General features: G+C 58.3%; 20 protein-coding genes. 7 read left to right on the top strand and 13 right to left on the bottom strand.

Annotated features, from left to right (window positions below):
* Window positions 1-26 precede the first annotated feature (26 nt).
* Window positions 27-839 (top strand): exodeoxyribonuclease III, encoded by an 813-nt coding sequence (locus H8L67_RS01295; protein WP_220380004.1) that lies wholly within the window; start codon window positions 27-29, stop codon window positions 837-839.
* Entirely contained in the window at window positions 836-2,134 is a 1,299-nt protein-coding gene (locus H8L67_RS01300) for an AmpG family muropeptide MFS transporter (protein ID WP_255555987.1), read from the top strand. Before H8L67_RS01295 ends, H8L67_RS01300 begins: the two co-directional genes overlap by 4 nt.
* Before the next feature lie 6 nt (window positions 2,135-2,140).
* Here H8L67_RS01300 and H8L67_RS01305 read toward each other — a convergent pair whose 3' ends face one another.
* The 10 genes from H8L67_RS01305 to H8L67_RS01350 form a co-directional block, all read right to left on the bottom strand.
* Window positions 2,141-2,785: a glutathione S-transferase family protein gene (locus tag H8L67_RS01305; protein WP_220380005.1), complete on the bottom strand. Its 645-nt coding sequence runs from the start codon at window positions 2,783-2,785 to the stop codon at window positions 2,141-2,143.
* A 159-nt stretch (window positions 2,786-2,944) separates the two neighbouring features.
* Window positions 2,945-3,391, bottom strand: a complete 447-nt coding sequence (locus tag H8L67_RS01310) for a BLUF domain-containing protein (protein ID WP_220380006.1) — start codon at window positions 3,389-3,391, stop codon at window positions 2,945-2,947.
* A gap of 427 nt (window positions 3,392-3,818) precedes the next feature.
* Window positions 3,819-4,121, bottom strand: a complete 303-nt coding sequence (locus tag H8L67_RS01315; RefSeq protein ID WP_220380007.1) for a putative quinol monooxygenase — start codon at window positions 4,119-4,121, stop codon at window positions 3,819-3,821.
* Window positions 4,122-4,307: 186 nt separating this feature from the next.
* Window positions 4,308-4,757 carry a hypothetical protein gene (locus tag H8L67_RS01320; RefSeq protein WP_220380008.1) on the bottom strand — a complete coding sequence of 150 codons (450 nt, stop codon included), beginning with the start codon at window positions 4,755-4,757 and terminating at the stop codon, window positions 4,308-4,310.
* A complete protein-coding gene (locus tag H8L67_RS01325; protein WP_220380009.1) occupies window positions 4,754-5,083 on the bottom strand; it encodes a PadR family transcriptional regulator in 330 nt (109 codons plus the stop codon). The genes H8L67_RS01320 and H8L67_RS01325 overlap by 4 nt, the downstream gene beginning before the upstream one ends.
* A 207-nt stretch (window positions 5,084-5,290) precedes the next feature.
* Entirely contained in the window at window positions 5,291-5,698 is a 408-nt protein-coding gene (locus H8L67_RS01330) for an OsmC family protein (RefSeq protein WP_220380010.1), read from the bottom strand.
* A gap of 991 nt (window positions 5,699-6,689) precedes the next feature.
* The gene (gene qac / locus H8L67_RS01335) at window positions 6,690-7,022 is read right to left on the bottom strand and encodes a quaternary ammonium compound efflux SMR transporter QacL (RefSeq protein ID WP_220380011.1); all 333 of its coding nucleotides are present in this window, start codon (window positions 7,020-7,022) and stop codon (window positions 6,690-6,692) included.
* Window positions 7,023-7,180: 158 nt separating this feature from the next.
* Window positions 7,181-8,230 carry a hypothetical protein gene (locus H8L67_RS01340; protein ID WP_220380012.1) on the bottom strand — a complete coding sequence of 350 codons (1,050 nt, stop codon included), beginning with the start codon at window positions 8,228-8,230 and terminating at the stop codon, window positions 7,181-7,183.
* 353 nt (window positions 8,231-8,583) lie between these two features.
* A complete protein-coding gene (locus H8L67_RS01345) occupies window positions 8,584-9,711 on the bottom strand; it encodes an anhydro-N-acetylmuramic acid kinase (RefSeq protein ID WP_220380013.1) in 1,128 nt (375 codons plus the stop codon).
* Between the two features lie 3 nt (window positions 9,712-9,714).
* Complete coding sequence (locus H8L67_RS01350) at window positions 9,715-11,142, bottom strand: M23 family metallopeptidase (RefSeq protein WP_220380014.1); 1,428 nt, start codon at window positions 11,140-11,142, stop codon at window positions 9,715-9,717.
* A gap of 161 nt (window positions 11,143-11,303) precedes the next feature.
* On the opposite strand from H8L67_RS01350, the gene tyrS reads away from it, so the two are divergent.
* On the top strand, window positions 11,304-12,512 hold the full coding sequence (gene tyrS / locus H8L67_RS01355) for a tyrosine--tRNA ligase (protein ID WP_255555988.1): 1,209 nt from the start codon (window positions 11,304-11,306) through the stop codon (window positions 12,510-12,512).
* Between the two features lie 50 nt (window positions 12,513-12,562).
* Here tyrS and H8L67_RS01360 read toward each other — a convergent pair whose 3' ends face one another.
* A complete protein-coding gene (locus H8L67_RS01360; RefSeq protein WP_220380016.1) occupies window positions 12,563-12,952 on the bottom strand; it encodes an MAPEG family protein in 390 nt (129 codons plus the stop codon).
* A 57-nt stretch (window positions 12,953-13,009) separates the two neighbouring features.
* Window positions 13,010-13,693, bottom strand: a complete 684-nt coding sequence (locus H8L67_RS01365) for a DUF4097 family beta strand repeat-containing protein (RefSeq protein WP_220380017.1) — start codon at window positions 13,691-13,693, stop codon at window positions 13,010-13,012.
* Between the two features lie 50 nt (window positions 13,694-13,743).
* On the opposite strand from H8L67_RS01365, the gene gpmI reads away from it, so the two are divergent.
* Genes gpmI through H8L67_RS01380 form a run of 3 tightly spaced genes read left to right on the top strand, consistent with a single transcriptional unit; the run spans window position 13,744 to window position 17,927 of the window.
* Window positions 13,744-15,321 carry a 2,3-bisphosphoglycerate-independent phosphoglycerate mutase gene (gene gpmI / locus H8L67_RS01370; RefSeq protein WP_220380018.1) on the top strand — a complete coding sequence of 526 codons (1,578 nt, stop codon included), beginning with the start codon at window positions 13,744-13,746 and terminating at the stop codon, window positions 15,319-15,321.
* Window positions 15,321-16,583, top strand: coding sequence for a murein hydrolase activator EnvC family protein (locus H8L67_RS01375; RefSeq protein ID WP_255555990.1), 1,263 nt, complete (start codon window positions 15,321-15,323; stop codon window positions 16,581-16,583). The genes gpmI and H8L67_RS01375 overlap by 1 nt, the downstream gene beginning before the upstream one ends.
* Before the next feature lie 33 nt (window positions 16,584-16,616).
* A complete protein-coding gene (locus H8L67_RS01380) occupies window positions 16,617-17,927 on the top strand; it encodes a S41 family peptidase (RefSeq protein ID WP_220380019.1) in 1,311 nt (436 codons plus the stop codon).
* Here the strand turns inward: H8L67_RS01380 and H8L67_RS01385 are convergent, their stop codons facing one another.
* Window positions 17,928-18,620 carry a rhomboid family intramembrane serine protease gene (locus H8L67_RS01385; protein ID WP_220380020.1) on the bottom strand — a complete coding sequence of 231 codons (693 nt, stop codon included), beginning with the start codon at window positions 18,618-18,620 and terminating at the stop codon, window positions 17,928-17,930.
* 157 nt (window positions 18,621-18,777) lie between these two features.
* On the opposite strand from H8L67_RS01385, the gene H8L67_RS01390 reads away from it, so the two are divergent.
* Window positions 18,778-20,235 (top strand): OmpP1/FadL family transporter, encoded by a 1,458-nt coding sequence (locus H8L67_RS01390; protein ID WP_220380021.1) that lies wholly within the window; start codon window positions 18,778-18,780, stop codon window positions 20,233-20,235.
* Window positions 20,236-20,301 lie beyond the last annotated feature (66 nt).

Genomic DNA, 20,301 nt, shown 5'->3' on the forward strand with positions numbered 1-20,301 from the left:
GAATTCGATAGTTCCTTGGACGCTCCATGCGCATCTTGAGTTTCAACGCCAACGGTCTGCGGTCCGCAGCCAGCAAAGGCTTTTTCGACTGGTTCCGGACACAGGACATCGATGTCATGGCGGTGCAGGAAACCAAAGCACAGGCGCATCAACTGACCGGCGAATTGTTCAATCCCGAGGGCTATCACGTCCATTTCCGCGATTCGACGGTGAAGAAGGGTTATAGCGGCGTCGCCATTTATTCACGGCGCGCGCCGGACCGAATTCTCACCAGCCTCGATCGGCCGGATTTCGATGAAGAAGGGCGGTATATCGAAGCGCAATTCGGCAACTTGAGCGTTGTGTCGTTTTACATCCCGTCCGGCACCTCCGGTGAATTGCGCCAAGGGCTGAAGGAAGACGTCATGCAGTGGCTCGCGCCCAAGCTCGAGGCCTGGCGCACGAGTGGACGCGAGTACGTTTTGTGCGGTGATTGGAACATCGTGCGTTCCGAGCGCGATATCAAAAATTGGAAGAGCAATCAAAAAAACACCGGTTGCCTGCCGCATGAGCGCGCTTGGTTGAACGGATTGATCGCCGATGCATACGGCGATGGCAGTACGCAGCCCACCGACGGTTGGCATGACAGTTTTCGCGTCGCGCGCCCGGACGACATCGAATACAGCTGGTGGAGCCAACGCGGCGGCTCGCGTGGCAAAGACGTGGGCTGGCGCATCGATTACCAATTGCTCACACCCAAGCTCGCACAGCACGTGAAAAGCGCACAGCATTTTCGTGAGCCGTATTTCTCGGACCACGCCCCTTATCTCGTAGAACTCGACTGGAACGACAACGCATGAATCAAACCGCACCGGAAAAGAAGCGCAAGACCTCGGTGTGGAAATCGTTCACCGGCCCCAAAGCCTGGACGATGTTCTTCTTCGGATTTTCTTCCGGGCTGCCGTTCTTGCTGGTAGCAGGTACGTTGGCGATGTGGCTGAAAGACAACAACATCGTCTTGAAAGAAATCACCATGATTGCCAGTGCCGGCATGCTGTATGCCTTCAAGTTCCTTTGGGCGCCGCTGCTGGATCACACCGGATTGCCGGCCTTCTCGAAACTCGGGCGCCGCCGTGGCTGGTTGCTGTGTGCGCAGTTCGGCGTGGTCGTGGGCTTGATTTTCATGGGGCTCATTACCCCGTCGCACTTGGGCGCTTTCATCTGGGCGACCTTGGCCGTGGCCTTCTTTGGCGCTACCCAGGATATTGCCGTCGACGCCTATCGCATCGAAATCGCGCCGGTGGAAGAACAGGGCGCGTTGGTTGCCACCTATTCGTTGGGCTATCGCATCGGCCTGATCATGGCGGGCGCGTTCGCGCTGATCATGGCGGACCATATTTCCTGGCCGATCGTGTACTACGTGATGGCGGCATTGATGGTGGCGCCGATCATCGCCACCGTGTTGGCAAAGGAACCCGAAGCCCATCGCGCACTGCCGAAAGCCTGGGGCGAGGCGATGCGACTGGCCATCGTCGACCCGTTTGCCGATTTCTTCCGCCGCTATGGCTGGGCACTCGCGTTAACGATCTTGGCCTTCATCCTGCTGTTCAAGATTCCCGAACAGGCCACGATCGGCGGCATCATGAGCCCGTTCTATCGTGAGATGGGCTTCAGCAAAACCGAGATCGGTTCCATCACCAAGTTGTGGGGGGTGTGGGTCGGCATCCTCGGCGTGTTCTTCGGCGGCGCCATGGTGGCGCGTTGGGGCGCATGGAAATCGCTCGGTGCGATGACGATCATTTGCGGCGCATGCAATCTGCTCTACCTGTTTCTGATCGTGCACAAGGGTGATCTGATGGTGCTCACGCTGGTGATCTCGGCTGAAAACCTGACCTTGGGCATGCTGGGTCCGCCGACCGTCGCGTTCCTGTCCGCGCTGGTGAACAAAGAACACACCGCCACCCAATACGCGCTGCTGAGTTCGTTGGTGAACTTGCCGGGCAAGGTGCTGGGCTTCTTTGCCGGCGGCATCGTCATGAGCACGGGCTACGGCATGTACTTTGTCATTACCGTGATGGCGCTGATTCCGGCCGCCATGTTATGGGTGTATCTGACACCGCAATTGCGCGCGCGCGTGGCAGACACGGGCGCCTGACGCGGCTTAGTCGCGGTCGGGCGCGCCGAGTGGGAAGAATGGCCGATAAGGGCGCGCCTCATCGACAACGCGTGCCACCGATGGATGTGCAAGCAAACGCGCGCGATAGGCCTTGAGCGCGCCCTCTGGAATGGGATGCACCCAGTCCGCATAGAACAGGGCGGGCGCAGCCGCGCAATCCGCAATGGTCATCGCATCGCCTGTGGCGAAATATCCGCCGACGCGTTTTGACAGCCAGCGATAGGTCCTCTCCAGTTCTTGCCGCGCTTCTTCCGCACGACGCGGGTCTTGCTGATCACTCGGGCGGAGAGATTCCGCCACAACGCGTTGCATCGGATGTGCAATGTAGTCGTCGAAGACTTCAGTCAGCATGCGCGCGCGCAACGCATCGTTTGCGTTCGCGGGAATCAGCGGCGGCGCGGTGCCGAATTGATCCAGGTATTCGATGACGGCGTTGGACTGCGTGATCTCGACGTCGCCATTCACCAAAGCCGGAAATTGGCCCGTGGGTGAGAGCTCGATCATTCGCGCTTGATTGTCACGATGATCTGGATCGACCATCTTGAAAGTGAAAGGTACGCCTCGCTCATAAGCGGCGATCAGCGGCTTCCATGCAAAGGCAGCGAAAGGGTGTCCGAAGATTTCGATCATCGTGTGGTGCCTCTCGTGAAACTGTGAATGGATTGCCTAGTTCCTGCGACGCAGCAACGTTATTGAATACGCCGCAGACACCTCTTGGTCTGTCCCTGGATAACCGCTTGCGCGAGCAGCGCAAAATTAACTGAGCGCGCCGCAAACTTGAATGAAGGGTTAGCGCGCAGAGGGAATAGGCTCAGCAGCCCATTTGCTCCAGTAATAAAGAAGTAGTCCGAGCCCCTCTGATTTCTCAACCCCAGAGCGTGTGTAAGGGATAGCGCCTTCCCAAGCCGCTTGAGACAAGCTTTGAATAGCAGTGGCTGGGGGACGAACAAAGCCCATGTGCCAAGATTCGAACGATCTCTCATGCACCGCAAAGGAGCTAATTTGTTTTAGGTTGGAATGCGATTTTGCCTGAAGAATCCTAGCGAATGCCTTCTTGACAGACTCTTCAGGGCCTTCTAGCAATTGAAAGAATCGGCCATCGCTGTAAAGAAGTGCGCCTGTGACCCCCACCGAGGCATTAAAAAGACGTGCGTCGAGCAAAATAGCGTCGAGCTCGTCGGGAAGCAGGTCACGAGTCGACTCGCTGACGTAAGTGAGTCCATACAGACTTGACATAAAGTGTGATCCTGAGCCCCAACGCATGATTCGCGTCGACTTGAGTGTGTTGAAGGTCGAGCCTCCTGCGTGCGAGTACGATAACAAATTGGTGTACATAGCGCAGTAGTTCGGCCAAGATCGGATAGGAAGCGCTTGTCGCCTGCTTCCGAGATTTTCTTGGTGGCGGTGCGACGCCCCAATTCGTTTTCTTGCCGTTGGCTAGAAACGTGTAATCACGCGCCACTGAAGCGATGTCAGCGTCTGTGTCTACAGTCAGGTTGGAAACGGTCTCTTCTCGTTCCATGCGCGCCCGATACGCTTTGGTGTCCAGAGCAGCTTAATTCAGCATGGGCGGCACGTCGGATCTCACGTCTTTACGCCCAAACAGTTGCTGAAGTAAGCCGACCCGCGAAGCGGGTTCGGCTTGAACGAATTGTTAGGCTTGTTAACCAGGTAGCTTTGCCGCAAGTACATCAACGTTTTCGATGGACGGGGGCTCGGAGAACAACTCACCTGCCTTTTCCATCAACGCGGCTGCGACCTTGCCGGAGAGATGGGCTTGCCGACCCGCTTCATCCGGGAAAGCATCAAAGATTCCGAAAGTGCTTGGTCCAAGGCGAATGCCAAACCACGCAATGGTGGCAGGCTCCTCATTGACGAGGGGAAGGCCACTCAAAAGGAAGCTCTCAACCTCTTTCTCTTTTCCGGGTTTCGCTTCAAGGCGAACGAACAAGGCTACTTTGACCATGGCATGTCTCCTGTTGTTAAAACGACATCACGATGCGGGAATTCTCTAGTAGGTCTAATGCCTGAGTTAAGCCGCGCTCCGTAGTGGCACGGCGTTGTCCTACACGCTATCACAATGAGCCGTGACACGATGCGGCTTCGGATTGAACGAAGTCTTAGCGGCCAACCGGTTCACCACTTTCGGCGCTCATTGACCATCCTTGGCTGCACGAGCCCTTCGCTGCACGGCATAGCCAAGCCCAGCAAAGACTAATGTAATTACAGTGAACAGTATTGGCAGAGCGCGAAGAGTGGTTGAAAACACTAGGCCGAGATTCCTGAGCCAAAATTCGCCGTGTATGCCGCGTGGAATGACCAGGCTCGCATTAATCAGCAGCGCTGTCACAATGGCGACGAGCAAAACCACGATGTAGGAGGGTGCCAATATTCCGGGAATGACATGTGGATAGTCGGCGTAGCGCGCTGCTACAACAACAGGGCGGCCGAATTCGGCTAGCCGCTTCCGGCGATCCGCATCGTTTCTCGCGTCAGAGAGAAATTCGCTCAAGTCCTCCCGAATGCGTGTCAGTTGTGCTTTCCGCTTGAACCCAGGCAGCCAACGGCCGACCTCACAAAGATAGCTATCGACCATATTCATTCGTTGTCTCCGTTGAGTTTACAGAGGCTCTTGGTAAGTGATCGCCATTGCTCGGACATTGCCGCGTGAGCAGCCACACCAGCCTTGGACAGTTGATACATGCGTTTGAGACGTGATCCTTCAGACCGCCTTTCGCTCACCAGCAGTGATTGATCCTCGAGCCGTCGAAGCATGGGATACAGAGCGCCCTCCTCGATGGGCAACAGCGCCTGAGCTAGCGTTGCGCGAACATCGGCGCCACAGGCTTCCCCATGCTTAAGGACACTCAGCACAGCCAAAACGAGTGTTCCCCGTCGAAGCTCTTGTAGAAGTGCAGGTTCGATCATTGCAAGCCGAGCGATGGCGACGTTGACCTAGCATCGCACACTGTGCAGTGCACAGTCAATACCCAACATTGCCGATCAAGCTGAATCGCGCTCAGGATTTTTGAAGGAGGCCAAGTGGCTGTTTTCGGACCTGCGACGAGACTTGCTACTGGCGGCTAATGCCTGAATTAAGTTGGGCCGCTAAGCGGGTTCGGCTTGAAAGAATTGTTAGCCTGAAGCGCGATGCTCTAGTGTCACTGGGACGGCGGACCGAATGGTGTTGTGAATCTCAGCAACCTGATCCGTTGCTGCGATCAGGCTGTCAATGTCAGCGCTCGTCGAACTTGAGATTACTGCGACTGAATAACGAATGTTCTCAGCAGCGAGGCCAACGCCCAAGAAGTCTGCTGAAGCAGCTACTCTCACTTCCGAAATTTCTATCCCGAGCCGCGTTGCTTCCCGGAAGAGGTCATTGCAGTAGCAGGTTGCGAGGGCAAGCATCAGGAGTTCGCCCCCGTTAACGGACGAGCCGCGACCAGATTTTTTGGCGGGAATCGCTACAACGCGTTCAATGCCATCCGTCTCAACAATGGCAACGTGTTCTGTGGAGTTATGAACAAATGCGGAGATTCTCATGGCTTTCTGCCGAAATCTTGTTCTGCAGGCTAACGCCTGAGTTAATCCGCGCCGCGCAGCGGCGTCGGCTTGGACGAATTGCTAGAGCCTATGCTGCGTCATCCGGCGGCGCCAATGCAAGGAAGGCACAGCCAAAGAGCACCCGACTAGGCTGGCCAACAGGTCCCACGGATCCGCGCGGTGCTGGGGCATCGCCAACTGCACCGCTTCTACGAACGCGAGCACGGCAAGCGCGACGGCAGCGGATCCAGCGGGGCGGGAAGGAACGACGAACGCCTGCCAAAAAGTGAGTGTGAGGCCCGCGAAGAAGTTTGGTGCGCTACCCAAGACCCACAGCGGAAGTGTTGGAGCTGCAACCCAGCGCAGCGGCCCAGTGCAGAAGAGCCACAGAGCAAACAGCACGCCGGCCCACCGCAAAAGCGCTGCGTCCCGCTTGATGGTCAAGAGCGCCGTGAGGTCCGCCATGGGCTATAACACCTTAGTTGAGCCGCGCCGCGAAGCGGCGTCGGCTTTGAAAAATTGTTAACTGCCAGCTTACGACAGTACGGCGCCAGCTCTTGCAGGAGCTTGGAGGCCAAGGCGACAGCTAGCGGGTAACGCGGCAAGCTGCGAGCACCCGTGAAAGCGATACAAGATTGTGGTCAAAGGGTTTGTTGCCGAGCTTCGCGATGGACATGCCGCGACCGAGCAAAAACGCCTTGAGACTGCGCTCGAAAGAGTGACCGACCAAGTAGAAGCCGACGAGGGAAACCGGTCGCCGCAGCTCCGCCACCGCCGAGGTTGGTACGGGGCTAGTGGCGAGTGCAGCGCTAAGGAACTCGCCTGCCAGACGATGTGCTCCTAAAGGTACGGTCACTCGTTTCCTCATATGGCAGCGAACGCCTGAGTTAAGCCGGACCGATTTGCGGCCGCGGCGATGGCTCAATCTTAGTGCCATTTCCGCGGCCGCGAAGCGAGCTCGGCTTGGACGAATTGTTAGATGCCAGTCGGTTCAGTGAGCGCTGACCTTGGATAGCAAATTAAGAACGGCAACTCCGCTGACTATGAGCCCCATGCCAACAAATGCCCACATGTCCAGCTTCTGCCCGTGAAATATCCATGCAATTGCCGCCACGAGCACGATGCCAAGTCCCGCCCAGATTGCATAAGCAATTCCTACTGGAATGGTCTTGAGGGCAAGAGATAAGAAGTAGAACGCTAGCCCATAGCCGACAAGAACTACAGCGGATGGTGCTAGCTTTGTGAAACCCTCACTAGATTTCAGTGCAGAGGTTGCGACTACTTCTCCGATTATTGCAATAGCCAGAAACAGCCAAGTTTTCATTGCTCTTCTCCTGATGGATTCAGGAGCAATAGTGGTGATTAAGCGGGCGATAAAACAGTCTTGCGCCAAGATTTTTACTGTGAGCACACGGTTGGCAAGATGGCATCTAACGCCTGAATTAAGCCGCGCCGCGAAGCGGTGTCGGCTTGAATGAATTGTTAGACCCCACCCTCGGCGTGCGCGAAGACTGACCGCGCGAAGGAGTCAATTTCGCTTCCGTACGGCTGGTATGGGTCTCGGGCCATCGAAGGGTTTATGTCAATAACGGCAGAAAGCCAAATTACAAGGTCACGGAACGCGAGCTCGACATTCTCTCGAGTTTGGTGAGCGTGAAGTCCTGAGTTAAAAAGTTCGCTGAGGCGATCTGCCTCCTTCCCAAGAGTATTCAGGCGGTCCGCTGCCGAGTCAGTGCTAGAAAGAGCCTTCTCGATGTGTGCCCAGAGGCGATTCTTATACTGCGCGGGGCCGACTTTGCGTCCGTTCCAGTCAAGCTCTTGAGGAGGAAAAAGGGCATCCGCGGTTCGTTCGAGTAGTCGCCGACCCGAGAGAGATGCTTGAGCATAATCTTCTTCTGTCTCCGCTCGCTCTAGTGTGCGTGCCGCTGCCGCGAATGCGTCAAACAGTTTTGGATGGAGCTCTTCCAAGCTGTGCGCAAGCGCCGACGCATCATCATTGCTTAGGCCAGGAAGCCTCGAACAGAAGGCTTTGAACGACTCTACCCGCTTGAAATGATCCAGGGAGTCATAGTTGTCAAAAATTGTGCGACGAGCGCCTTGATCTTCGTATTCAACTTCAAAGCCTTCATGCTCAAATGCATCCTTGATGCAAATATCTGGGTCTTCGTTGTGACCCATGTCATAAAAGACAGCGCATCGCGTTCCCGTCAGTCTGTACTTCTCGATCAAGCTGTTCCGAAAGAACTGCAAGTGAAGCGGATTTGAGAAATCCACATCCATGCAGCCTAGGTATGAGGCGGCGCTCTGAAGTTTGAGGTGGAGCTGCTCAGCTGCTATTTCCGTCATATTCTGAAAAAGCCAGCAATAGACCGTCGCGGCAGTGTATGTCGCCTCCAGTTGAGATCTTCTAAGGCGGTCGAATGAAACGGGCACATATACAGCGCGACATAGCCTGTCGAGAGCGCTGTAAGTCCGGTCTTTGCTTCGAGACACTGCATTGAACGTAAGGATATCGCCAACGGAAACACGCATTGAGCGCGATTCCCCTTGCAGGACGTTCGCGCCTAGAATCGAGTCCATTACTGGGCCGCCGTAATAGCTGCCCAACGTAGGGTGATCCGAATTGAAGAGGAAAGCTACGTTCATGGGCGTATCGGAAGGATCACGTGGGGTCTAACTTCTATTTAGATTGAAAGGTGCCGTATAAGACAATCCCGACCCGGGTCATCAGAGCGTTTCCCGCCTATTGTGCAAGCCATTTCCAGCCCCTTCGTCCCGCCCCGACCTATTTATACGACAAGTTGCAACAATAACAGTGCAAACAGGGAAAGTTTCAGCCTAATACGGAGCGCCACACCGCGGGAATCCCCGCCACGAATGCGCCATCACCCAACCGCAACAGTCCCCAACACCCTCAGCCCCTTCGCCCCACTCACCGAAGGCAAGTTCCCCGGCAGCCCAAGCAAAGTCTGACGCGCCAACCACGCAAACCCCATCGCCTCCACCTGATCCGGGTCGAGTCCGTGCAATGCGGTCGATTCAACCTTCGTGTCCTTCATCGCCGTCTGCAAGGCCGACATCAAGTTCGCGTTTTGCACGCCGCCGCCACAGACCAAGAGTCGGGCGGTGTCAGGCTGCGTTGTTTGAATGGCATCGACAACGGTGCGCACTGTCAGTGCCAGCAAGGTCGCCTGGACGTCCTGCGGTTTCAGCGACTCCAGAAGATGAGACTTCACCCACTCAAGGTGGAATTGCTCACGGCCGGAGCTTTTCGGTGGGGGCGCGGCGAACCAAGGGTCATACAAGAGCCGCGCAAGCAAAGCGTCGTTGACCTCGCCACTGGCGCCCCACGCGCCACCCGCATCATAGGTCTGGCCGGTGTGCTGGTGGCACCAAGCATCCATCAATGCATTGGCAGGTCCGGTATCAAAGCCGCGCACGTCGCCGCTCGCAGGCAATAGGGTGATGTTGGCAATGCCGCCAAGGTTCAACACCACGCGATTCTCATCCGTGGAATGCAGAAGGGCCCGATGCAACGCCGGCAGCAACGGCGCGCCATGCCCACCTGCGGCTACGTCGCGTCGCCTGAAGTCACTCACGGTGGTGATGCCGGTGCGTTCGGCAATCAAATTCGGGTCACCGATTTGCAAAGTGAAAGGAAACTTGCCATCGCCGGCCGCGCCGTAGGGGCGGTGGCGAATGGTCTGTCCATGCGAGCCGATTGCCCGCACGTCCGATGGCGCAACATTCGCAGCACGCAGCAAGGTGAGCGCGGCATCGGCAAACTGCTCGCCCACCTGCACATCCAGACTGCCGTACTCTTCCAGCGAGTTCAGCGGTCCGCCTTGTCCCAATGCAATCAAGCGGGAGCGCAGTGCTTCCGGCCACGGATGGGCATGGGATGCGACCATGGCGACGGATTCATCAGGCCCAAAACGCACAAGCGCCGCGTCAATGCCGTCGGCGCTCGTTCCGGAAATCAATCCGATGTACAGGCCTTCCGCCTGAGTCATGTGCTATCCCTTGCTAGATGCTTTCGTAGTGGACGTACTTACCGCCACCACTTTAGCCGAACCGGGATAGATGATTTTTTCCACGGTGCGAATTTTGTCCATCGCACGTCGTGTTTCCGAACGGAACGCCACAAGGTCTTTGCCGGAAAGGGGTGCCGGCGGTGCCATCGTCACCGTCAATGGATTGCGGTAAACACCATTGACGCGGAATTCGTAGTGCAGATGCGGCCCGGTCGACAAGCCGGTGCTGCCGACGTAGCCGATCACGGTGCCTTGGTCGATATGTTGGCCGACGCGTATTTTGGCGAAACGTGACATGTGGGCGTAGAAGGTGGTTTGGCCGCCACCGTGATCGAGTTCCACCACATTGCCGTAACCATGGCCGCGTCCCACAAACTTCACGCGGGCATCGCCGGCCGCCATGATCGGTGTGCCGGTCGAAGCGGCGTAATCCACGCCTTTGTGCATGCGGGTGATGCCCAGAATTGGATGGCGGCGTCCGCCAAAGCCTGAACTCAATCGTGCGTAAGGAATCGGCATACGAATGAAGGGGCGCTTCAACGCACGGCCTTCGGCGCTGAAGTACTCGGCCTTGCCGCCACGCACATGGCGGAATCCGGTATGCAATTCATTGCCTACCGTGAACGACGCCGCCAGAACAGGACTGGTCTCCATCAGCTGTCCGTTCTTCCAAGTTTGATCGACCACGACGCTGAAGCGGTCTGCGGCGTTCAAATCGGATTCGAAGTCGATGTCGTACTTGAAGATTTCATCGGTCATCTCTTCGATGTTTTGGCGCGTGAGGCCGGCTTTGCGCGCCGACGACATCAAGTCGCGACCCACCGTGCCCGACAGCACCACCGTGCGGGTCTCTTCTTTGGCTTCCAGCGTCTTCACCAGAAAGCCGTCACCCTTGCGGCGCAATTCCACTTCGCCTTCGCTGCGCGGAAAACGCACGGCTTGCAGGGCATTCGCGGTATCGGCCAGCACCGATATTTCGGAGCCGGACGACAGTCGCGCCAATTCGGTGCGGGTCTCGGGATGTCGGGTAAAGGCCTGGACGTCTTTCTTGTTGAATCCCAAGGACGACAACAATGCGGTCAGGGTTTCGCCTTTGCGCAAATTGACGCGCTGCCATTCACCGGGTTCCGGACGGTTCGCGCCGGCATCTGCGGTCGGCAGCGTCAACGGAATACTGAGCGACAAGGCCGACGACTTGAGTTCGCTGCCGGCCGGACCGACGGCGTGCTCCATGCCCGGCACCAACGCGGCGGCCAAGAGGCCCATCGAAGCGATTACGCTGGCCTGTGCCCACTGGCGACGGCTCCAACGACCTTCAGGAAATTTGGAGGCGACAAATCGGCTGAGGGCGGCTTGGCGAAGGTCGCGAAGTCGGGTCTGGCGCGCGGGGTCTTGGTGAACGTTTTTCATTCAGGAGAATCAGCATCGCGTGAAGGCCGTATGACGGGCTAACATAGGGAGCTGAACGGGACGCGTCAACCGCATGATTCTGAATGGGTTTTCGCGTTTTTCCGATTGTCGGCAGTGAATCGTCCGACATCCCCAGAACCACAACGTATTCAGGAAAGAGAGTGACGGTTGAACATGCCTTGGAGATTATCGGTCGCGGCGCCGATGAATTGCTGAAACGCGACGAGCTCGAGCAGCGCCTGAAAGCAGGACGCCCGTTGCGCATCAAGGCCGGTTTCGACCCGACCGCGCCCGATTTGCACCTCGGCCATACCGTGTTGTTGAACAAGATGCGGCAGTTCCAAGATCTCGGCCATCAAGTGATTTTCTTGATCGGCGATTTCACCGGCATGATCGGCGACCCGACCGGCAAGAACGTGACACGCAAGCCGCTTACGCGCGAGGACGTGAAAGCCAACGCGGAAACCTATGCGAAACAGGTTTTCAAAGTGCTCGATCGCGAACGCACCGAAGTCCGTTTCAACAGTGAGTGGTTCGACAAGATGTCGGCCGCCGACATGATCAAGCTGGCCTCGCAACACACGGTGGCGCGGATGTTGGAGCGCGACGATTTTTCCAAGCGCTTCGCCGGCCAACAGCCCATCGCGATCCACGAATTCCTCTATCCGCTGGTGCAGGGCTACGACTCGGTGGCATTGCAAAGTGATGTCGAGCTCGGTGGTACCGATCAAAAGTTCAACTTGTTGATGGGGCGCGGGCTGCAAGAAGCGCACGGACAGAAACCGCAGATCGTGTTGACCATGCCCTTGCTGGAAGGTTTGGACGGCGTCAACAAAATGTCGAAGTCGCTCGGAAACTACATCGGTATCGACGAACCTGCCATCGATATCGTCACCAAGACCATGAAGATCGGTGACGATCTGATGTGGAAGTGGATCGATCTGTTGAGCTTCGACATCTCAATCGAGGAAGCGCGCAGCTTGCGCGGCGAGATCGAATCCGGCCAATTGAATCCGCGTGATTTGAAACTGCGTTTGGCCCGTGAGTTGGCGACGCGTTTCCACACCGCTTCAGAGGCCGAGCGCGCGGTGGATGGTTGGCAAGCGGCGGTACGCGGCGAAGGCAATCTGGACAACATCCCTTTGCAGGAAATCGCTGTCACTGCGGAAGGTTTGCGTATCGCGGCCCTGTTGACGGCCGCCGGCATCACCCCGAGCAATGCCGAAGCCAATCGCAAATTGAAAGAGCGAGCGGTGCGCGTGAACGGTGAAGTGTTCGAAGACGGCAGTCTGCTGTTCACGCCGGGCTTTGAAGGCATGTTGGCCGTCGGCAAGCGCAATTTTGCGCGGGTGAAGCTGATTCACGCCTGACGTGTGGCCATCGGACATCGCGGATGTCCGATGGCGCGCAGGCAAATGCGTCAAACGATTTTGACGATCGCGCTTCCCATCAAGATCAGCACGCAGATCAGGCCGCCAAACCACACCAAGCTACGCAATTGGTGTTTGTTGCCAATATAGAAGACGCCGTGCAGGATGCGGAAGACGATGAAGGCCACCGCGCACAGCGTGATGTGCATGACATTCACTTGCGCGAATTGCGCCATGAACACCGCAGCGATGAAACCGGGCAGGGCTTCGAAAGCATTGAGTTGGGCGGCGTTGGCACGCAGCGCTTTGGCGTCGGTTTGTTTGCCCAACCAGCCGCGCGGATCGCGGTTGTCGTAACGCTTGCCGGAGGCTTTGGCGATCGTGACCCAGACGTAGGGTAGGAGGACGGCGATCAGGATGCAGAGGTAAGCGATTTTCATGGGCGGATTCCAAGGAAGTCCGCCCATGGTAGCGCGGCGAACGCCAGGCGTCGGGGCTCAGTTGGCCGGTGCGGTGGGCGTGCTGAAGCTGACCGGCTTGGCACCGGAAATCTTGCCTACTTTGGCCGAGCTGTGCACGTACAGCTTCACTTCGCGCTCGAAACGCAATTCGCCGTCGATCACGGCGTTCGGTCCCACGATGATGCGCGGGATGCGGTTCGGACCGATCGAGATCGGCAACACGCTGTTGTTGGTCGGCTTCTTGACGATCAGCTTGCCCTTGACGTGCGAGCCGATGCCCACGGTGACATCGCCATTGACGGTGGCCACATCGCCGCCGACTTCCGAACGCACTAGGCCGATGCCGCCGTTGACTGTGGCGACGTCGCCGCCGATCACGCCATGATCGGCCACGAAGATCGAGCCGTTCACGGTGGTCACGTCATTGGAGACGCGGGCATTGTTGCCCAGCTTGATCGCACCGTTGACGGTGGTGACTTCTTTGGAAGCAACGCTGTTACCCAGCTCGATCTCGCCGTTGACCGTGGTGACGTCATCGGTCTTGGATTTGTCGCCGAGTTTGATGCTGCCGTTGACCGTGCTGACGTCCGCTCGCACTTCGCCGCTGCCGACATCCACTGATCCGTTGACCTTGCTGACGTCTTGCTGGGCGAATGCGACACCGGCGCTGGCAAAGAGCAAAACCGAGAGGCCGACGGTGAATTTGGCGGTGTTCAACATGACAGGCATCCAGCAAGAGGTTGAAAGTATGTTGCGACGCCTTCGTTACAATGGCACGGGTCATTCGTCATAGGTCTTTGGTCGTGCATTCAGGCAGCGTTGCAACCCCTCCGCGTCCGGTCGTTTTGCTCATTCTGGATGGCTGGGGCTATCGCGAAGATCCGACCGACAACGCCCTCGCCCTGGCGGATATTCCGAATTGGCGGGCGCTCTGGGCGAGCAGGCCGCACACCTTGGTGCACACGGAAGGCATGCACGTCGGCCTGCCGGACGGGCAAATGGGCAACTCGGAAGTCGGCCATATGAATCTCGGCGCCGGTCGCGTCGTGTATCAAGATTTGACGCGTATTGATGCCGCCATCGCTGACGGTGAATTTTTCACCAACGCGGCTCTGGTGCGCGCCTGCGAACTGGCGCGCGCGCAAGGCCGGACCTTGCATGTGATGGGGCTGCTTTCTCCGGGTGGTGTGCACAGTCATGAGGCGCACATTTTTGCCATGCTGGAACTTGCCAAGCGTAAAGGTGTGCCGCGCGTGGCGGTGCATGCCTTCCTCGATGGCCGTGATATGCCGCCGCGCTCGGCAGCCCCGAGTTTGAAAGCACTGCAGGCGCACTGCGACGCTGTCGGCAATGCGCATATCGCTTCCGTATCGGGACGCTATTTCGCGATGGATCGCGATAAGCGTTGGGATCGGGTTGAGCAAGCCTGGACAGCGATGGTGGATGCGCACGCGGAGTTTGCGGCCGCTTCGGTCGATGAAGCGTTGGACGCCGCCTATGCGCGTGGCGAGAACGACGAATTCGTGAAGCCGACGGTGATTGCCGGCGCGACTCCGATGCAAGACGGCGACGTGGTGGTGTTCATGAATTTCCGCGCCGATCGCGCACGCCAGCTGACCGCGACCTTTGTCGATCCGTCCTTCGACGGCTTTAATGCGCGCCGTCCGGCGCTGGCCGATTTTGTTTGTCTGACCGAATACGACGCCAATCTGACCGCCACCGTCGCCTACGCGCCGGAAGATCTCCGCAACACCTTGGGCGAAGTGCTCGCGAGCCACGGACTGACGCAATTGCGCATTGCCGAGACAGAAAAATATGCGCACGTCACCTTCTTCTTCAGCGGCGGCCGCGAAACGCTTTACCAAGGCGAATCACGCGCCTTGATCCCCAGCCCCAAAGTGGCGACCTACGATTTGCAGCCGGAAATGAGTTGCCCGGAATTGACCGCACAGCTGGTCGACGCGATTCGTGGCCGCCATTTCGACGCCATCATCTGCAACATCGCCAACCCGGACATGGTCGGCCACACGGGCATGCTCGACGCCGCGATCAAAGCAGCCGAGGCAGTGGATGTGGCGATTGGTGCGGTGGCGGAAGCAGTGGAATCGGTCGGCGGTGCTTTGCTGATCACGGCCGATCACGGCAACCTCGAAATGATGCGCGATCCAATCACCGGCCAGCCGCATACCTCGCACACGGTCGGGCCGGTGCCGCTGATCTACGTCGGTGAGCGCAAGGCCACACTGCGCGACGGATGCGCGCTGAGAGACATCGCACCCACCCTGCTCGATCTTCTCGGCGTTGAAAAGCCGGCGGAAATGAGCGGCCAGTCCTTGTTGGTTCCGTGATGCGACACGCGTCTTTGGTCATTGCGGCAATGCTGACCCTGACCGGGGGCGCGACCGCGCAACAAAGTCAGAAAGATGCGGAAAAGAAGCTGCGCCAGCTGCGTGGCGAAATCAAAGAAGTGAAGCAGGAAAAGGCGGTCATCGATGATCGCCGCGATGTCGCGACCAGCGAGCTCAAGGCGGCTGACCAAAAGGTCAACAGCAGCGCGAAACAGCTGGCGGGCACGGAAAATGCCATCTCTGCCGAAACACAAAACCTCAAAACCCTCGAAGCCCGACGGTTGCAGTTGGAACAAGGACTGGCCGAACAAAAGGTCACTTTGGGAAAGTTGGTCCGCGGTGCCTATATGACCGGCAGCGATGCGCCGTTGAAGGTGCTGCTCTCGCAGGACCGCGTGTCCGAGGGACAACGCGCCTTGGTGCAGTACCAAATTCTTCAGCGCGATCGCAATCAGAAGATTCAGGCCATCAACAACGATCTGCGCGAGTTGGCGACGATTCGCGCGGGCATCGAGCAAAAACAAGTCGCTTTGGTCAACGCACAGGCGCAGCAAAAGCAGGAACTGGCGGTGTTGCAGAAGGATCGGGCGGCGCGTGATGCATTGGTCGCGCAGTTGAACTCGCAGTTCCAAGCCAAGGAAAGCCGTGAGAAGGCGCTCGGCAAGGACGCCAAATCGCTGGAGAAACTGCTGGCGAACTTGCGCGCGGCTGCAGCACGTGACGCTGCCCGTCGTAAGGCGGCGGCAGAAGCGGCACGCAAGGCAGCAGCCGCAGAAGCCGCAAAACGCGAAAAAGCGTACGAGACGCGCGTGCGCGAAGCCACCAAGCGTGGCGCACCGCCGCCACCCAAACCCAAGCCGGTGGAAACGGCGGTCGCGACTCGCGGTCCGATCATGCAAGTCGGCGGTCTCGGTTGGCCGGTGTCAGGATCGTTGATCGAAGCCTTTGGCGGTGACAGCAGCGGTTTGTTGATTGCCGCACCTTCCGGCACGACCGTCCGCGCCGTAGCCGATGGCAAGGTGGTCTTCGCCGAATGGATGAACGGCTACGGGCTGATCTCCATCGTCGATCACGGCAACGGCTACATGAGTCTGTATGCACACAACGAGGCCCTGCTGAAGGACGTCGGTGCCACCGTGCACAAGGGCGATGCGCTCTCGACCGTCGGTAACTCCGGCGGCGCCAACCAACCTGCGCTGTATTTTGAATTGCGCCGGAATGGTCAGCCGGTCAATCCCACGACCTGGCTGCAGAAACGCTAGTCTGTCAGGGACGATTTTTTGCGTGGAGTTCGTATGCGTCTTGCCCTGTTGCTGGCCGGTCTGATTTCTTTCGCACCCGCGGGTGCCTGGGCGCAGCAGTCGCCTGAAACGCCGGACGCAACCGACGCCGATAGTTCGCCAAAGGCCGAAAGCACCGACAGCAAGGCGGTGCCCTTGGATGAGATCCGCCGTTTTGTCACGGTCTTCAATAGCATTCGCCAAGCCTATGTGACGCCGAAGTCCGACACGGAGTTGATGCATTCCGCCGTGCGCGGCCTGCTCTTCGATTTGGATCCGCACAGTGTCTATTTCGATCGCGATGATGCCGAGCGTTTCGACTCCAGCACCGAGGGGCAATACGAAGGTTTGGGCGTGGAAGTGCAACAGCAGCCTGGCCCGATGTTGAAAATCATTGCGCCGATGGATGGCGGGCCTGCCGCACGCGCAGGCCTCAAGTCCGGCGATTTGATCATCGCCGTGGACGGCAAACCGGTCGGCACCGATAACGGCAATCGCGCGTTGCGCGGTAAAGCAGGTAGCACCGTCAAACTCACGATTCGTCGTGGCAAGGAAAAGCCGTTTGATGTTTCGGTGACCCGCGAAAAAATCATCGTGCCGAGTGTGGCCAAACGCATGCTTGAGCCGGGTTTCGGTCTGGTGCGCGTGTCCGGCTTCCAAGCCACCACCGCCAAAGAATTCGATGAGGCACTGCAATCGCTCAACACAAGCAGCGGTGGAAAGCTGCGCGGTCTGGTGATTGATTTGCGCAGCAATCCGGGCGGCTTGTTGAACGCCGCGGTCGAAATGGCCGACGATCTGATGAACGCCGGCAACATCGTCAGCACACGCGGACGCGTGAAGAGCGGCGACACCATTTACACCGCCCATGCGGGTGATGTGTTGCAGGGTGCGCCGGTGGTGGTCTTGGTGGATGCCGGCTCTGCCAGTGCCTCAGAAGTGTTGGCCGCGGCCTTGCAGGATTCGGGGCGTGCGCGCGTTGTCGGCAGCTTGACCTTCGGAAAAGGTTCGGTACAAAGCTTGCTGCCGCTCGATAACGGCGACGCGGTGAAGCTCACGACGGCGCGCTATTACACGCCGAAGAATCGTTCCATCCAAGGTGTCGGCATCGTGCCGGATGTCTTGGTGAAGGCCGACGGCAAAACGCGCAATGTCACCGTCAACGAAGCGTCGTTGTTGGGGCATTTGCGTGGCGAAGAGGAAATGTCCGGTGAAACCGGTGGTGAAGTCTTGAGCGGGGAAATGCCGGTCAATGCCGCGTTGTCGGAATTGAAGCGCATGGCCGGTGTCGCGCCGGTGGCAAAGCCGAAACCGAAGGCGAAGTAATCAGTAACCGGCGCGACGTCTGAGCCGTTTGCCGATGGCATCGCGCTGCGCCAAAGCAAATAGCACGCCGAAGATCAAACCGGCGGCGTGCGCCACCCACGCGATCTCACCGAAGGCCGGACCGATATAGGCGAACACCACCTGCAAGATGGCCCAAGCGCCGATGAGCAGGTAGGCCGGGGCGCGGATGAATTGCATGAAGGCACCCAGCGGGACCACCACGCCGAGGCGCGCATTCGGAAACAGCGCCAGATAGGCGCCCATCATCGCGGCCACAGCGCCGCTCGCGCCGACCAACGGGCGGCTGCTGGGGCCAAGGGTGAGGGCGGCAAAATAGTTGGCCACCGCACCGCCCATCAAGAACAGCACCAGCAAACGACGGCTACCGATCAAACGTTCGGCGGGCAAGCCGAAGATCAAAAGAAAGATCAAATTGCCGAGCAAATGCGCCCAATCCGCGTGCAGAAACAGCGCAGTCAATAGGTGCAGTGCAGCATCGGCAATCGCCCGCGGGCCCAGCGCAAAAGCGGCAAAGACGTCGGACGGCAGCGTTCCCCACCGCAGCAGTAAGGCATGGGATTCAGCCGCTGGACGCATCCAAACCCACAAGAATGCGGCTGAAAGCAAGACTGCCAGCAACGGCGAGGCCCAGCGAACAGTCGGTTTTTGACGGCGGGGTACGGAGACAAACATGGCAATTACGCGGTTTCCTGTGACCACTTTAGCAACACCGTGCGTCATTGTTACCAATTGGTTAAAAGGTGGTTATAGTCGGATACGCCACCGCGTGGTACAGAGAACCGCTCACGCAGTCCACCTGAATATCGATCCATCCTGGAGAAGGGATTAAATGAAACACACCACCCGCAAGACCCGTTATTCGATGATCGCCGTCGCCGTTGTCGGCGCACTTGTTGCCGGCAACGCTGCCGCATCCGGCTTTCAGATTCGCGAAAACAGCACCAAGAACGTCGGCCGCGCGCTGACCGGTACCGCCGTTGCCAAGGACGGTTCGTCCGTTCTGAACAACCCGGCTGCGATGACCAACTTCACCGCGACCAACGTGCAACTCGACGTTGCCGGTATCGATCTGGACGCCTCGTTCAACGGCACCGGTTACTACAAGCCGACCGCGACCACCGAAGTGTCTGTGGGTGGTGGCAATGGCGGCGATCCGGGTGAACTCACCGCAGTCCCGTCGATGTCCTTCATCATGCCGCTGAAGGGTGACCTCGAAAGCGTGCGTCTGGGCGCTTCCGTCAGCGCACCGTTCGGTCTGAAAACCGAATATGAAAACGGTTGGATGGGTCGCTACAACGCCACCATCTCCGACGTCAAAACCGTTGACCTGACCTTGTCGGCGGCGATTGAATTCTCACCGAAGGTGTCGGTCGGCGCCGGCGTCATCTTCCAACGCACCGAAGTCACGCTCGGCCGCGACATCCCGACCAATCTCATCATCAGCAGCCTCCCGTTTCCGTTGAACTCACCGGTGGGTGATGGCAACTTCACCTTGACGGGCAAGGACAATGCTGTCGGCTTCGTCGCCGGCATCATGCTGCGCCCCTGGAACAACGTGACGATCGGTTACTCGCACCGTACCGAGATCAAGCACAAGTTCCGCGGCACCGCCGACTTCACCATGCCGAACGCCTTCACGGCACGTCAGCCGGGTCTGCAAACCTTGGCCGCCAATGCCGCTGCTGCCGCAGCTAACACCTCGTTGTCACCCACGCAGCGCGCAACCGCCGCCGCACAGGCGCAGCAGCTCGGCGCATTGGGCTACGGCTTCCAAGACGGTACCGGCTATTCGGAACTGACGACCCCGGCCGTGGATACGGTCAGCTTGTCGTGGGCCCTGAATGACCGCGTGACCTTGTACGGCGACGTGCAACGCACCGGCTGGGAAACTTTGAACAACGTGACGGTCGGTTTCTCCAACCGTTACCAGCCGACTTCGGTTGAGCAATTCAACTGGAAGAACACCTGGTACTACGGTATCGGCGCCGACTTCAAGTTGAACGATGCCTTCACCCTGCGTGCCGGTGTCGGTTACGACGAATCGCCGACCAACGATCACGACCGTACCCCGCGTCTGCCCGACAACAACCGCAACATCTTTGCGGCAGGTGGTTCGTGGGCAGTGTCGAACAATCTAAGCATCGACTTCGCTTACATGCGCGTCAACGTGAAGAAAACCCCGATCGATTTGCCGCCGAATGCCGCTGAAGGCCGTTACACCGGTCTGCGCGGTGACTTCACCGGTCACGCCGATGTGTTCAGCGTGGGCGGCAGCTTCTCGTTCTAATCTGACTTCAAGCAAGACAAAAATGCCCGCACTTGCTGCGGGCATTTTTTTGCGCGTCGTTTGTCG

The sequence above is a fragment of the Lysobacter soyae genome (assembly GCF_019551435.1).
Classification (GTDB): Bacteria; Pseudomonadota; Gammaproteobacteria; order Xanthomonadales; family Xanthomonadaceae; genus Solilutibacter; species Solilutibacter soyae.

What these genes read in the sequence shown, in the direction of transcription:
- H8L67_RS01295 (WP_220380004.1), top strand. Translation starts at nt 27, where the DNA reads ATGCGCATCTTGAGTTTCAACGCCAACGGTCTGCGGTCCGCAGCCAGC.
- H8L67_RS01300 (WP_255555987.1), top strand. Translation starts at nt 836, where the DNA reads ATGAATCAAACCGCACCGGAAAAGAAGCGCAAGACCTCGGTGTGGAAA.
- H8L67_RS01305 (WP_220380005.1), bottom strand. Translation starts at nt 2,785, where the DNA reads ATGATCGAAATCTTCGGACACCCTTTCGCTGCCTTTGCATGGAAGCCG.
- H8L67_RS01310 (WP_220380006.1), bottom strand. Translation starts at nt 3,391, where the DNA reads ATGTCAAGTCTGTATGGACTCACTTACGTCAGCGAGTCGACTCGTGAC.
- H8L67_RS01315 (WP_220380007.1), bottom strand. Translation starts at nt 4,121, where the DNA reads ATGGTCAAAGTAGCCTTGTTCGTTCGCCTTGAAGCGAAACCCGGAAAA.
- H8L67_RS01320 (WP_220380008.1), bottom strand. Translation starts at nt 4,757, where the DNA reads ATGAATATGGTCGATAGCTATCTTTGTGAGGTCGGCCGTTGGCTGCCT.
- H8L67_RS01325 (WP_220380009.1), bottom strand. Translation starts at nt 5,083, where the DNA reads ATGATCGAACCTGCACTTCTACAAGAGCTTCGACGGGGAACACTCGTT.
- H8L67_RS01330 (WP_220380010.1), bottom strand. Translation starts at nt 5,698, where the DNA reads ATGAGAATCTCCGCATTTGTTCATAACTCCACAGAACACGTTGCCATT.
- qac (WP_220380011.1), bottom strand. Translation starts at nt 7,022, where the DNA reads ATGAAAACTTGGCTGTTTCTGGCTATTGCAATAATCGGAGAAGTAGTC.
- H8L67_RS01340 (WP_220380012.1), bottom strand. Translation starts at nt 8,230, where the DNA reads ATGCGTGTTTCCGTTGGCGATATCCTTACGTTCAATGCAGTGTCTCGA.
- H8L67_RS01345 (WP_220380013.1), bottom strand. Translation starts at nt 9,711, where the DNA reads ATGACTCAGGCGGAAGGCCTGTACATCGGATTGATTTCCGGAACGAGC.
- H8L67_RS01350 (WP_220380014.1), bottom strand. Translation starts at nt 11,142, where the DNA reads ATGAAAAACGTTCACCAAGACCCCGCGCGCCAGACCCGACTTCGCGAC.
- H8L67_RS01360 (WP_220380016.1), bottom strand. Translation starts at nt 12,952, where the DNA reads ATGAAAATCGCTTACCTCTGCATCCTGATCGCCGTCCTCCTACCCTAC.
- H8L67_RS01365 (WP_220380017.1), bottom strand. Translation starts at nt 13,693, where the DNA reads ATGTTGAACACCGCCAAATTCACCGTCGGCCTCTCGGTTTTGCTCTTT.
- gpmI (WP_220380018.1), top strand. Translation starts at nt 13,744, where the DNA reads ATGGCACGGGTCATTCGTCATAGGTCTTTGGTCGTGCATTCAGGCAGC.
- H8L67_RS01375 (WP_255555990.1), top strand. Translation starts at nt 15,321, where the DNA reads ATGCGACACGCGTCTTTGGTCATTGCGGCAATGCTGACCCTGACCGGG.
- H8L67_RS01380 (WP_220380019.1), top strand. Translation starts at nt 16,617, where the DNA reads ATGCGTCTTGCCCTGTTGCTGGCCGGTCTGATTTCTTTCGCACCCGCG.
- H8L67_RS01385 (WP_220380020.1), bottom strand. Translation starts at nt 18,620, where the DNA reads ATGTTTGTCTCCGTACCCCGCCGTCAAAAACCGACTGTTCGCTGGGCC.
- H8L67_RS01390 (WP_220380021.1), top strand. Translation starts at nt 18,778, where the DNA reads ATGAAACACACCACCCGCAAGACCCGTTATTCGATGATCGCCGTCGCC.